Source organism: Mesorhizobium quangtriensis (assembly GCF_040081925.1).
In the GTDB taxonomy this organism is placed as follows: Bacteria; Pseudomonadota; Alphaproteobacteria; order Rhizobiales; family Rhizobiaceae; genus Mesorhizobium_K; species Mesorhizobium_K quangtriensis.
Genome location: NZ_JBEBMF010000001.1, coordinates 1,199,106 through 1,212,435, shown reverse-complemented (window position 1 = coordinate 1,212,435; position 13,330 = coordinate 1,199,106). Strand labels below are relative to the sequence as shown.

The window sequence follows — 13,330 nt, the reverse complement described above, 5'->3', positions numbered from 1 at the left end:
TGGCTGGCCCATGGCCTATGCGTTGTCTTGGATTCTTGTCGCGGGTGGGGATTCTGTCATGCCGCCCTGGGTGCGAGCGCAGTTCCGCGAAGCATCCCTGATCGTGAATCGGGCTTATAAGCGGTATTGTCAATGTGCCGGCGCTCACCGGCGCATTCTTCATGCTGCAAGCTATGTCCGCGCCGTACCCACCACCGGTTCTGCACGGAAGGCATCAAACCCGAACCAGCGTGCTAGTGCGCGCATCGGGTCATTCTTCTCGCGGTTGCTGAAGCTTCTCCAGCCTCGACATTGACTACTTCAAGGGTGGCAGACTAGACGCTCCTCGCCAACAGCCTCCAGGCGATGGTAGTTCATACTCACTGCTACGCCCCATAGGGTCTGTTGTAGCCCGACCAAGCTCCAAATATCTCCGGAGTCTTTTGAGACAGCGCACCTATGAACTGACAGTTCGGGCTGCCTGCTTCCTTCAGGGAGGCAAGGGCGGAGCGCGCATCCTGTTGCGAAGTGCTAGCCCATCGGACGGCGAAGACAATGCAATCCGCAATTGGCGCGAAGTAGAGGCTGTCGACAATCGCTAGTGCGGGCGGGGTGTCCAGTACTATAATTTCGCAGCTGTTTGAGACTGCGTCCACGACTTCGGAAAGAGTTTCGGCAACTTGGGACCCCAGTGATACTACCTCGTGATTGCGTATCCCGTAGATGACTTTCAAGGCAGTCTTGTGCTCTGTTGAGACGACCTGCTTCAGGGATACCTGTTGTCCATTCTTGCCGTAGAGGAAATCCTGAAGGCTTGTCTCAGCCTGCTCGCCCGTAGCCGCCTCGATACCCGGCCGACGCAGATCGCAATCGATCAGCAGAGTTGTCTTGTTGCTCTGCGCATAGTAGCGGGCGATCGACAAAGCCAGCGTCGTCTTTCCCTCACCAGGCACCGACGAGCACACCATAACCACGAATGCCCGACGGCCTTTGTCAGGATAACTGCGCGATCGGGCCTTTGCCATATCTATTGCAAGCGCGATTCTGCGAATCGATTCCGCATAAATGGAATGTGGCTCGGTGAGAAGCAGATCGGCAGGGCGCGACGCGCCGTCTAGCCCATTGCCTCCTTTGCTGTGGGGAACAGTAATAACCACCGGAAGGTCTAAATTGCTCTTTACTTGTTCCTCGGACGTAAAGCCGCCGATAATGTTTTCGTAAAGCAGCGCCAATGCTATTCCCAACGCGCATCCCCCAAACCCCGCCACTATGAGGAATATCGGAATGTTGGGAAATGAGGGCGTGGCCGAAGGCAGTGCAGCCGAAACAATGCGACTGTCAGCCACCTGTAGGTCCGCCTGCGCCTCGACGTCTTTAAGTCTCGACAACAGTGTTTGATATTGCGCGCGCGCAATATCAGCTTCTTGGCGCAGCTGATAGATTCGTGCGAGAACATCAGTAGGTAGGTCGCTGCTAAGGATGGCTTTCCGCGCCTCTTCCTGAAGAGAACGAACCTTGGCTTCCGATTCGGCGACGCTGCGTTGAGCAGATGCTAGACCCGACGAGGATTGAGATTTGAGCTCGGATTCCAGGCGCGAAATCTCAGCGCGGAGGTCTATGCGTTCGTTAGGATCATCGGACGAGTTGGCGAGCCTAGCGTTTGCGGTCGCAAACTGTTGGGCAAGTTCGCTGACTGCCTGGCTCTGGAGCTTTGTCCCGACCGCAGCCCAAGCACCTCGTTGGATGTCGAGGCCGACCTGATCAACGTTGACTTGAAGACTGCGACGTCGATCGATTTCCGACTTCAGCCTTTCTCGAATGGCCGACATCTCCGCTGAGCTGCCGTCGGCCGACTGGGTTTCGAGATATTCCGAAATGAACTTTTCGAGCGCATCTTCGGTTGTCGCGAGCGCTTCGCTCGCCCGCTGGATCCGCTGCGTCAATACATTCTTTGCAGAGAGTGTCGCATCGACTTTACTCGCAACCTGCTTGGTGATGTAGGAGGCAGCAATCGAATTCGAAAGATCAGCGGCCTTACTGGCATCCTCCGACATCGTGCGGACCTCGATCAGGTAAGTGTTCGGCAATCTATTGATGGCGATACTTTCCTCAAAATTTTTGATCGTGCCTTGCAGACGTGCATCGGGCGAAAGCACGCCACGGCGATCTTCTATCTTGAGCAATGTCGCCAGGCGCGCCCGCCACCCAGGCTTCGCAGCAAACTCCGGATCGTCAAGGAGGTTCTTTTCACGGATCACATCTACTAGGACCGCCGATGAGTTAATGATCTCAACTTCGCTATTGATTCTTCCATCGTCGGACATCGCATTTGAATTAGCGGCCGACGGATCGAGAAGGTTCTTGCTGCTTGGGTCCACTACGATGAGCGTTGAAGACGAATATGTTGGCGTCAGAGCGAGGATAAGCAAGATGCACAAAACGATAGCCGACAGGATTGCTACCCCAATAAGCCGGATCCGCCTGCGTAGCATGCCGATGAGCTTCCTCAAGTCAGCCTCGGAACCGAAGCTTCCCTGCATTGTCTCTGGCTGCTGCTGGTAATGGGTATAGGCTCCGACATTTCTAATTGCGGAGTTTGCTATCCTATCGTCCGCCATGTCTTCAGTGGTGTTCATGTGTACTGGCCTCCAGATCTATCGCGGAGGTGGACGCCACCACCTTAACAGGGCAACCATCCTCTATGCGCAGAGCGGTCAGGCGACCGGTCGCATAAGCTCCCGTATCCACGCTGATAGCCGGGCCGGTAAAGTCGATCTCTTCGACAATTCTGTGTCCATGAATCACAACAAATTCGTTCCGCTCCTTAGCAAGCATTGTGCCAGCCCCCCCCCAAAGAAGATCATGGTCTTCCTGATTTTCCATCGGAATGCCGGGACGTATTCCTGCATGCGAGAAGACCAGACCTGGCGCGCGAAGCACTACTGGAAGACTGCGCAAGAACTGCAAGTGCGTGTCCGGAACGCTACTCTTGACCGCCAGCGAAAGCGCCCGCTTCCGGTGGAGCGCAGCATCACGATCGATGTCGATACCATACGAGAGTAACGTTTCGCGGCCGCCAATATTCAGCCACGCGGACTTTGGGTCCGGGTCTTCCATAAATGCGAGCATCGCATCCTCATGGTTGCCGGCCAAGCAGATGCGCTCGAAACCTTTCGGGGGAGCACGCAATAGGTGATCGATCACCTGGGCTGACCTCGGGCCGCGATCGATATAGTCTCCAAGCATAACGAGGACTTTACGTCCCTGAATTGAAGATGCGTCTAGTAGGATATTCCTCTCCAAGGCGCGCAATTGATCCAATGCCCCATGGACATCTCCTATGGCATATAGAACTGCCTGACCCTCCATGGTGAGCCGAGGGCGGACGTTCTCGATGACATCGCCACCCAACGCTGACGAATGCGCCGATCCAATGCCCAGCATCGCCCTAAGTGAAAGCATGCCTCCCCCCAACCAGTCTGGCTTTTGCTTCACCATTGGCTCTGCTGGCGATCCCCACAGCTATGATTGCCAACAGAGTAAACATGTTCGCCTGAATCTCCAGTCCGAAATCGACTGTTGAATGGACGGCGGCTACCACGATTACGCCAAAAGCTGCGGTCGGTGCCATCCGATATTCATTAGCCAACACGATATGCATCAAGATTCGGGCTATCAAAATCAAGAAAATCGAAAGCGTCGCCAATCCGGCGAGAATACCGTCCTCGACCACAAGTGTTAGGTAGGTCGAATGAGCCTTGTCCCATACGACGTCTGTCGCAAACGAAGGCTGATGGTAGAGGGGAAACGCATATTCGAAAGTTCCACCGCCGTATCCTGTCCACGGCCGCTGCAATATCATTTCGACGATCTGCGCATAGAGGGTCATTCTCAGTTGGGCTGCCTCGCCTGCCACCTCGAAACGCTGTAAGGTTTCCGCGCCATAAAACCAAAAGCCGAGGAGACTAAAGGCCGCAAGGCCCAAGGCGAACGCCAAAAGCCATTGCCACGATCGGTTGTGCTTCAAGACTATGATCGCCAAAACAACGACTAGGCCAGCGAAGGCCGCAAAAGCGCCCATTCGTGATTGCGTAGCCAATAGTGCCGCCGCCACAAGCTGGGTTAGAAGGAGATACAGAATTCCCTCCGATCGTTCGCCGATTTCCCTTCTTTTGTACCTCATGATGCTATCGACTAACAAAGCGGCACCCAGGACGACGCCCATTCCGAGATACAAGGCGAACGAGTTCCGATTGACAAATGTTCCCGTGGCCGCGCCTAGGTAGTCCCACTTTTCAAAAAACAGTATCGTGTCCCCCAGCATGTACAGGGCAGTAACGCTGTAGAATGCATAGAAAGTAATCGTGTAAAAAATGAAAGATATTACGAACTTCGAGCTCATTCGTCCCAAAGTTTGAATGGCTAAGTACAGGAAGACCCCATAGCTGAACGTTTTCATGAAGGCGGACCAGGTTGCGGCCGGCGCGATGCTGAGTGAGACGCTCTCCTGTGCGGGCATGGCAGACTGCATGGAGGGAATGACCAAGCCAATCGGAGCCATCTGCACGAGGGACCAAGCCAAGAGCAGTCCCCAGAGCACTGAGGGCCACTTCAGAAAGCTTGGAAAAGCGCTTTGGTCCCGGCCGATCGTCGTCCTCAGGTAGAGGAGCAAGACGCCGCTCAGGACCGTTGCCCAGACTGCCCAGAAGAAGGGCCGGTTACTCCCAAATGGGATCGGGGAGAGAGCTGTAACTACGAGTATGGCGACGCCAATTGTGCGATTCCCGGGGGAAACGGCGAGACGGCGACGCGGCCCGGGCGTCAATTTTTGCGACCCAATTCCAACGCATCACGCATTGCGGCTAGAAACTGCCGCTGCACGCTTGGGGGAGTCTTGCTCACCATCTCTATCAACCTTTCCCTGAGATCCGGGTATCTGGCGGTGTAGCGCACCAGCACTACCGCGCCGCTTTTCGTCTGAAGTAGCAATTCGATATCTCGAGTAAAATGCTTTCGCATCTCGGGGGTCAAGGCACTGTCGTTTTCATTCCAGACGGGAAGCCGGAATGCTGCCATCCATCCCTCTGAAGGAGCAGTCTCGTACGCCTTGCCGATCCGCTCAAGAAACTGCTCCCGATCGCCTTTCTGGAGAGCGGAGCGGGCCGCCACGTACCAGGCATAAGCAAAGGTAGGGGTCCAAGCAGTGTAACGCAGGGAGTGCTGCTCGCAGATCGAAGCTAGTGCGTCGCGACGCTCGGGCGGCTGCAGCCGTCCATAGTATCCATCCATCGCTTCCACGCATTCGTCGAGGAAGACCCTCTGAGAATAAGGAGAGATGCCCGCAGGTATCTCGTCGTGGATGATCGCGTTGAAGCGCGCACCGGCGGTTCCAGGTATGCTAAGAAATACCCGCGCCTCCAACCATGCGGTCGACGCAAACAAGACTAACAAGAGGAACACAGCGACTTTTGCACGCTGGTTGGCGAAGGGGCGTTTCCGTGACGAAGCCCTCTGGATTGGGTCATTTTTTCTCGCGCCGGACAAGTGCTAACTGCCTTCTTTGGGGTTGCGAGCTGAATCCAGATACTGCGTGAGAGCGCAGACGAGATAGTAGAAGATGCTTGCATGCACGCCGCGCGCGACCGACCACACTCGGTCGTCGATGCGATCGATCCAAAGCCCGAGCGGAGCTTGATCGATATGCCAGCAGAAGAGCCTGCCGAGGCGCTCTTCGACTTCCGGCCCGAGATTGAGACCGTTGGCGATGGCCGACGCGTAGAGCTTGCGCGCATAGCCCGTGGCGACGGCCACCGCCGCCGCGGTGTTCCTGCCGGTCGGCTCGAAAATCGCAACGCCGCCCGCCACGTCCATTTCGGCGAGGTCGGCGTGCACGCGGCGCGAGTGTTTCTTCGAAGCGATCAGGTAGATCAGCGTTGCGGCGACCGGCCTCGCCGCCAGCAGCCTCAGCGACTTCGTCAGCATCGAGCCCTGGCCGGCAAGATCGTGGAATTGCTTTGGGTTGTCCTCGCGCGACAGCGGCCACAGCCGCGAGCCTACGCCGCCACTTATCACAAAGCTGACGATCCTTTCGCTCATCTCCTTCGCCACGGGCTCCGCATCTCAGATTGGCTGACTGCGGAGCGCATTCTCGAAATCTCGTCGCCCTGATGAGCGCGCTCGTTTCGAATCCAATAGTGTTCGGCTCCACGTCGCCAACGATGGCCACCTTGCTTCCAAGCATTTCCCAGGACTACGCGCGAATTGTCGCTGCGCAACCCTATCCCCTCCCTGGTAACCCCCGAGCGAAAATAGCCAGATAGGACAGCGTGACTAGTGCAAGGGTGACCAAGCCGAAATAGCACGCATACGCCCAAATGGTCTTGATAAGGGAAGGTCCGAGCAGAAAGACAAGGCTGAAAAGGACGAAGCCGATGACTGCCACCGCTGCAAAACACCCGATCAGGCGTCGCGAATTGTTCACACTGACGATGTAGTGCGAGGGCTGGTATGCGGCCGCTATCACCACGACAACGCCGGCAACGATGCCCGTGCCTTCCGGAACCACATTGTTGGGTCCCAGCAACAGGGAAAATATCCTGTTGTCGAAGATGACAAGCGCGGCGGCCAACAGAAGCGATGCGAAGACGCACAGGCCAATGATCGACAGATAACGTCGCCATGCGGTTTCCGGCTTGCCGGTTAACAGGTCACGTGTGATTTGCGGCAATGCAACCTCTGTGGTCACGCGTCCGGCGGCGGTAACGACCCGGACAAACTTCATGATCACGTCATAGGTGATAAGGGCCGGCCCTACACCAAACGAAACCGTCAGCAGAACGTAAGGCAGGGTCAGCACGGTCATTTCCGAGAAGCTCGAAATCAGCGAGGAGAAGAGTCTCCGCGCATGTTCCGAAGCAGGCAAAAGAAATGCTGGACCTTTGTCAAAATTGAAATTTAGAGACGTGCTTTTCCGCAAAATCAACATTAAAATGATGATTGTAAAAAGGTTAATTAACAACGAAATGGTTGCGAACTCGAAGAGAGTTCCGCTAATTATCAACAGCGACAGGGCCATATACTGAAGGATTGACCTTGCCAAAAGAACGTATACAAATCTTTTATTCATGTCGAATGCCCATAACATGACCTGAACGTCGTTAAGGACAAAGTTTGTTGATAATATAGAAGACAGAAAAATAGCGTCTTCCAAATAGTTTTCGCTCGAAATAGGAAGACCTATTGGTAATAAGAATGATACTAATAAAATTAGCAGAAAATGGCAAATGAGCAGTTGAAGAACATGGTGCCAGTTTGATACCTGGCGGTCGTGCACGATATCTTCCCTTAATGCGACATAGTTGGTTCGTCCCGCCGCCACGTTCAGGGGCAGAAGGAACATGCTTATGGTGGTTAGGAGGATAACTTCGGCGAAGCGCGAGGTATCAAGTACCCGAGCCAATACGAGGAGTTGGCAGAGCGAATAGCCCATTAAGAGTATAGACTGGATGGCATGCAGCGCCGTAAAGCTGTCAATCGATCGTCGCAGTGAGAATTGTTTGATCATCGCGGCTTTATCACCAGCGCGCTCGTACGATCATGTCAGGCCATCTAGAAATGGCAATGTGGTAGCAAGTCGAAGATGGCATGGCGTTGCATTGAACGCTGCCTTGATCGATGCGGGCAATTCGCCGTCACTCCGCTTTGAATCCGGCTCCACCAGCCAGACATGTTCGAGACCGTTGCTCCACCGGCGCAACGCTGGCAGATAGAACTCTTCGGATGCGGCTCCACATCCTACAAGCGCGATTGACGTGGAAGTGTTCAAGGCGAACTCTTTGGCTTGGCGCGAACCTGCGCGATTTTTCCTTCAGTCGGTTCGTCGGATCGGTCTAGGACATGTATCGGTTTCAGGCCATAGAGATTTGAGAAAGAGTGTTAAGTTCGAAGGACTACAGTCTTGATTTCGCAACTGGGGGAAGCTGCGCGTATGAGAAAGACTCAAACATGCCTGTTCTGGCAAGGGGTTGCATGAGGCCAAAGAAGCCACATTTGCTCTCCATCTCCAACGGGCAGGCGCGGTCGTTCGGTCGCAGGCGCATCTTGGTACCCGGCGGGGCAGGAGTAGATCTGGATCCTATGAACATCGTTTGGATTACTAGATCCGACCTTTTCGACAGGACGAACGGCGCCGACTTCTATAGTCATGGGCTCCTCACGGGCCTGGAATCCTGCGGCGTGGTAGGACAGGTATTCGGCTACACGAGCCAGGAGACGGAGGTCGTCGCGCACGGTCCCATGGTACAATGGCTCTTCCCGAGGCCTCACAGGTCGAGGGCGCTAAGCCTATTCACCGGCCAGCAGAGCGATGCCCACCGGATTCATAGCTTGGAACTTGCAAAGGCAGCCATCGCTGCCATTGACGCCAATACGGATGCGGTACTCGTCGACTATTTTGCAACAGGTTGGATATTGCCATATCTTCGGCGCTCACTGGCATCCTCAGGCAAACGTCCTCCAACTCTGGTGTATGTCGCCCACAATCATGAGAGCACGCTCCGGCCCAGAGTAGCCCAGCAATACTCAGGGAACGCTCTGATGAAGGCAGCCCTTAAGTTCGATGCAGCTAAGGCGCGCAGGCTCGAGCAGAAGTTGGTAGAAGCCTCGGACCTGGTAACGGCAATCACCGACGACGATGCAGAACTGTTCCGTCGGAACGCCCCTGGCAAGCGGGTGGTGACGCTGCTTCCCGCCTACAACGGGCCGGTCGACGCCGATTGGCAAATCACCCCGGCCACAGCGAAGCGCGTGGTCATGATGGGATCATTCGAGTGGATCGCCAAGCAGGAAAACCTGAAGCGCTTCGCGGAAGCTGCCAATGAACCATTCCGGGCAGCGGGAATCGAACTCACAATCATCGGCAAGGTTGATTCGGCGTTTGCTGAGAGCGTCCGCTCGCAGTCGCCTGTCTGCAATTTTCTAGGTTTTGTGGACAACCCTGAGTCAATAATCCGCGATGCGCGGATGGGCCTGATGGTAGACGAGATGGGAGGAGGCTTCAAACTCAAGTATCTCGATTATATTTTCCGAGGTCTTCCGGTTGCAAGTATTAGTTCCCAGGCCGTTGGCCTTCCGCTCATCTTGGACGACTGTATGTTGCTTGGAAGTTCGGCCGGGGATCTTGTGGCCAGAGTTGTCGACAACATAGACGACTTCAACAGACTAAACGAAATGAAATGGCGCGCGTACGCCGGCTGCAGAGGCAAATTTGACTGGCCTTCGCGCGGGGCAATCCTGCGTAAGGCCATCGAAGAAACCAGACTGGCGATGCCGTAGTAGCATGTCGCCGCCGACCTTCATAGTAAAGCAGCAGGCAGGAATGGACATCGAGGACCGACGGCGCATCGCAGCTCGTGAGAAAGCGATCTGGATATTCTTCGTCGTTCAGCTACTTGGACTCACTCTCTTTCAGAAGATCGGCTTTCCAGTCGCGGGCTCGGCGGTAGCAATCTCCATCCCGCTTATGTGGGGCGGCATCGCGGTCCTGGCCATGCAGGGTTATGCGAAGGTCGATCTTACGCGGCTATTCCTGTTTTGCTTTTTCCTGTTCTTCGCAGCCATCGGCCTGCTTTCGGTTCAAGCGTTCTCCGTGAAGGCGATCGGCCTAGTCTTGGCGATCTACATCCCGATGGTTTTTACAGTGCGTGCACGCGAGGAGACCGTCCGGCGGGGGATGCGCTTATTCGTGAACATCGCCGTCTTGATAGTGCCGATCCTAGCGTTGCAATGGGCACTGCAGTTTACCGTCCGGCCCGGTCTCTGGTTCAACATAGAGACGATGATACCAAGAGCATTCCTTGTTCCCGACTACTACTACGAGCGATTCGTCAAATATGGGTCGCTGCTGACTAAGCCAAATGGGATTTTTTTCCTAGAGGTTTCGATCGTTTCTCAGATGATCGCGCTCGCTATCGTCATCGAGCTAGCTTGCTTTCAAGATATGCGGCGCGTAACCGTCCTGCTTTTCGGCCTTGTCGCCACGACCGCGGGAACAGGCATTCTTCTCTTGGCTCTCTGTGCGCCACTCTTGATACGGTATCTTCATCCCAAGCTCTTGCTGATGGGCATCTTTGCATTCATCGGCCTTGCCATACTGGTGGCTGCGAACGGCATACCCGCCATTTTCGATCGCACGTCTGAATTCAGTTCACAATCGGAAAGCGGCTACTACCGGTTTGTCGCCCCGTTTTTTGTCCTCGGCAGTATATTTGACCAGACGAGTTTACTGTGGCGTGGCGAAGGCCCCGGCAACGCGCCGAAGGAACTTATCGTGATGCTGCCGTTCACAAAGCTGATTTACGAATACGGATTGCTGGCGAGTATCTTCTTCTACGCCTTCCTGCTAGTCTCGTTCTTCAAAGGATCCTACAATTTCACAGTATCTTTTGCCGTCTTCATATTCTACAATTTGCTTGGCGCAGGGCTTGCAGTGCCTGTGTACGGTGTAGCCGCCATTGTTCTTGTAACGGCATTGCGAGTTGACCGAAACGCCACAGGTGGTCAGGCGATATTGCGTTCACGTCCGTGGCGCGCGGCTGCTTTGCAAAACTTTTAGGAAACGCTGCGCTATAGTTTCGACGTCGAACCATTCTTCGGCGTGTTTACGGCCATTTTCGGAAAACCGGCTGCGGAGTGCGTCATCCGCTAACAGAGTCTGTGCCTGAAAAATCAGACCATGGATGTCATCTGGCGCGCTGACCAAACCCGCCTGCGCCGACTTTATCGTTTGGCACGCGAGATTTTCGGCAGGTATAGAGGCGAGGATCGGTCTTCCTGCGGCTAGGTAAGACAGGATCTTCGATGGAACGGAGAAGGCGGAGGCATCCTTCTCGATCATGGCAAAAAGTATGTCGGCGCCCGCTAGCATGTCGGGGAACTGATCAATCGGCACCCAGCTCCGCACGAATACGTTATGCAGCCCCTCAGAAGCGGCCATTTGGCGAATCTGATCCGGCGCGGCACCTTCGGAGAACACGTAGATGTCAGCGTCGACCGCGCGCGCCAAGTGCAAGACGACATCCGGATTGTGCTTGCGGGCAAGAGTTCCGGAATAGACTATGCGAAGTCGGTCGCCGGGCATGTTCTGACGAACCCACTCGTTGTCTCGCGGTCGCAGCGGAATGTCGTTGATAGCGGCCCAGTTTTGGATGACCTCGACATGAGCGGAATCGATCCGCCACCGTATGATGAGGTCCCGAAAGGCCTCGGTGATGGCCACGATCGCTGCACTGCGCCGAAGCGTACGGATTTCCATCCTCCTGTAGAACCAGCCCGCAGCCATTCCGAGCAAACGGCTGCGCTTGGACAAGATGCGTTCGATAGCTTCGCTGTGCACATCCTGAAACCAAAACAGGAAGCTGGCGCCATTGGCCACGCAATATCTCGACACCGCTCGCTGAACCTCCAGCGGAGCGTTTGCCGATATAATGGCGTCCGGCCTCTCCTCTCTAATCAGCCGGTCCAGTTTTCTTTTGTATTGTTGCTGCTGCCAAGCTCTTTTGATCAGATTTTCCTTATTGAGGGGCACATCTATATTGAGCTCTACAGCCTTGAAGTTGTCTGGATCGGCTTGGCTGCCGCTAACCTTGCCCTTTGGAGAGGAGAAGCCCGCGAACGACACATAGCAGACCTGCCGCCCTTGCCGCGCAAGTTCGCGCGCTAACTGCGCCGTAAACGCATGACCGCTATAGTCATGCACCAATATCTTTTTCGGCCAATTGAAATGGCTACCCACGGCCCGACTAACCTTCGAGATACGAAGTGTAGGCTTCGGCAATTCCTCGCTGTCCAAGCTTTCTGAAGCTCGCCAAAACTTCACTCCCATGTAAATGGCCAGGCAGGACGGTATTGTCGAGTACGTCCTGCAACGGGGGGTATTCCTGGCTCGCTTCACTATTGCCGCCTGACGGCTGGCACTCTCCAACCAACGAGAATACATGCGTGCTCCGCAGACAGATAAGCACCGGAGAGCCTCGCGCCGCTCGTCACTATTGTTTTGGTAAAGAAAACGCCCCAGCTCCTCAACCGCACTCGGTCGTCATATGCGGTCAATCGCAGATCCGTCAACACAGTTGTTACCGCAAAGTTAACGGGTCGTCGTTGCAAGTTTAGGGCTTGGACTTTTGGCCAATAATTTCGGTCATTACGATCCAGGGTGCGCCGAGTACGTCGACGGCAAAGCGGCTTTAAAGCGGCTACATCGCTTAACGATCTGCGGAAAATCTTGAGGCGGCCAAACACGCGTTCGATGCCATTCCGTTCAAAATGAAGCATGAGAGTGAAGCAGTGCTCCCAGCTCGCCGGTCAGCCGTTGGTGGAGTGCTCGGGCTTGTGCCACTGTCCTTAACCTTGCGTCGTATCGTAACGCATCGCAATCGTAGCCCATGTCGGCATGCAGAATGCGGGTATCCGTCAGACGTTTCAGAAGTTCGCTTTCCCGCTCTACCGTGCGCGAGCTAGGCGGCGGTTAGCATTACGGGCTGGAACGGAAATGGCGTTCGATTACCTGATTTTGTGCCGGAGCAAAACGATGAGCCTTCACTGCGTACCAGTCGTCGATCAATGCATGCTTAGGCGGGTCGTAGGCACCGGAGAGCAGAAAAGAGATCAATCAACACGCCGCTGCTCCTAGCTGCCGAATGTAACGCGTCTTGCTCAGGCCAAAGGCCTACCGGCGGGTCGCCCATACATTGATCTATGACCGATGCCACTGATCATTAGAAGCCTTATCCTGAAACTCTTGTGACCTACCTGCGCGCTGTCTTTAGGCTGCTTTGTGTTGACGGCTTCTGAGATAGCTCTTATCCTAGCCAGTTAGAGTTGGGAGGGCGAAACCAATGCGCCAAGTGATGTATACGACGTGCTGCACTTTACTCGCGGTGGCTTTTGGCGGGAGTGCGCATGCGCAGACTTCTGCGGTCGAGCTGAATGCCGTGACGAACGCCTGTCTGGTCTCGGACGCCGAATGCCAGACTGCGGTCACGAACTATTTGACGGGCCTTCGTTCCGCGAACTTGCCGACGGCTGACTACAATCGAGCTGTCGCCGACCTCGTGGTTGCGTTGGCCACCACAGCAAACGACGACGCTGAATGCAACGACGAAGATCGACGTTTTGCCACAGCGATTTCCTACTCCGGCACGCTCTCTGATGACCCTGCGCAGGCGCAGCTGATCAATGATATCTCGGACGCCGTTGCGGCATGTACTGAAATTCGGACGGCTGCGCTCACTGCCGAGGCCGCGAGCGCCAACTGAGTCCTAGACGTCATAGGAACCGATTGTGTGACAGGCCG

At 55.1% G+C, this 13,330-nt stretch carries 9 protein-coding genes and 1 pseudogene; 3 read left to right on the top strand and 7 right to left on the bottom strand.

All coding sequences use genetic code 11. The features are described 5' to 3' along the window. Positions 1-365: 365 nt before the first annotated feature. The 6 genes and pseudogenes from ABMA32_RS05930 to ABMA32_RS05905 form a co-directional block, all read right to left on the bottom strand. Positions 366-2,615: a GumC family protein gene (locus ABMA32_RS05930; protein WP_349012791.1), complete on the bottom strand. Its 2,250-nt coding sequence runs from the start codon at positions 2,613-2,615 to the stop codon at positions 366-368. After that, positions 2,602-3,477, bottom strand: a complete 876-nt coding sequence (locus tag ABMA32_RS05925) for a metallophosphoesterase family protein (protein ID WP_349012790.1) — start codon at positions 3,475-3,477, stop codon at positions 2,602-2,604. The genes ABMA32_RS05930 and ABMA32_RS05925 overlap by 14 nt, the downstream gene beginning before the upstream one ends. Next, positions 3,428-4,561 (bottom strand): O-antigen ligase family protein, encoded by a 1,134-nt coding sequence (locus ABMA32_RS05920; RefSeq protein ID WP_349012789.1) that lies wholly within the window; start codon positions 4,559-4,561, stop codon positions 3,428-3,430. The genes ABMA32_RS05925 and ABMA32_RS05920 overlap by 50 nt, the downstream gene beginning before the upstream one ends. Before the next feature lie 239 nt (positions 4,562-4,800). Beyond that, positions 4,801-5,523, bottom strand: a complete 723-nt coding sequence (locus ABMA32_RS05915) for a hypothetical protein (protein ID WP_349012788.1) — start codon at positions 5,521-5,523, stop codon at positions 4,801-4,803. A gap of 219 nt (positions 5,524-5,742) precedes the next feature. Next, positions 5,743-6,075 (bottom strand): annotated as a pseudogene (locus ABMA32_RS24295) (sugar phosphate nucleotidyltransferase); the annotation flags it as partial. Positions 6,076-6,256: 181 nt separating this feature from the next. After that, positions 6,257-7,543, bottom strand: a complete 1,287-nt coding sequence (locus ABMA32_RS05905; protein WP_349012786.1) for a hypothetical protein — start codon at positions 7,541-7,543, stop codon at positions 6,257-6,259. A gap of 821 nt (positions 7,544-8,364) precedes the next feature. Between ABMA32_RS05905 and ABMA32_RS05900 the strand changes: the two genes are divergently transcribed. Both ABMA32_RS05900 and ABMA32_RS05895 read left to right on the top strand, forming a co-directional pair. Next, the gene (locus tag ABMA32_RS05900; protein WP_349012785.1) at positions 8,365-9,312 is read left to right on the top strand and encodes a glycosyltransferase; all 948 of its coding nucleotides are present in this window, start codon (positions 8,365-8,367) and stop codon (positions 9,310-9,312) included. A gap of 43 nt (positions 9,313-9,355) precedes the next feature. Beyond that, the gene (locus ABMA32_RS05895) at positions 9,356-10,591 is read left to right on the top strand and encodes a hypothetical protein (RefSeq protein ID WP_349012784.1); all 1,236 of its coding nucleotides are present in this window, start codon (positions 9,356-9,358) and stop codon (positions 10,589-10,591) included. Here ABMA32_RS05895 and ABMA32_RS05890 read toward each other — a convergent pair. Further along, the gene (locus ABMA32_RS05890) at positions 10,553-11,770 is read right to left on the bottom strand and encodes a glycosyltransferase family 4 protein (protein WP_349012783.1); all 1,218 of its coding nucleotides are present in this window, start codon (positions 11,768-11,770) and stop codon (positions 10,553-10,555) included. The two genes, ABMA32_RS05895 and ABMA32_RS05890, sit on opposite strands and share 39 nt — an antisense overlap. 1,102 nt (positions 11,771-12,872) lie before the next feature. On the opposite strand from ABMA32_RS05890, the gene ABMA32_RS05885 reads away from it, so the two are divergent. Then, positions 12,873-13,292: a hypothetical protein gene (locus ABMA32_RS05885; RefSeq protein ID WP_349012782.1), complete on the top strand. Its 420-nt coding sequence runs from the start codon at positions 12,873-12,875 to the stop codon at positions 13,290-13,292. Positions 13,293-13,330 lie beyond the last annotated feature (38 nt).

Coding starts and splice junctions, on each gene's coding strand:
- ABMA32_RS05930 (WP_349012791.1), bottom strand. CDS start 2,615: ATGAACACCACTGAAGACATGGCGGACGATAGGATAGCAAACTCCGCA.
- ABMA32_RS05925 (WP_349012790.1), bottom strand. CDS start 3,477: ATGGTGAAGCAAAAGCCAGACTGGTTGGGGGGAGGCATGCTTTCACTT.
- ABMA32_RS05905 (WP_349012786.1), bottom strand. CDS start 7,543: ATGATCAAACAATTCTCACTGCGACGATCGATTGACAGCTTTACGGCG.
- ABMA32_RS05895 (WP_349012784.1), top strand. CDS start 9,356: ATGGACATCGAGGACCGACGGCGCATCGCAGCTCGTGAGAAAGCGATC.
- ABMA32_RS05885 (WP_349012782.1), top strand. CDS start 12,873: ATGCGCCAAGTGATGTATACGACGTGCTGCACTTTACTCGCGGTGGCT.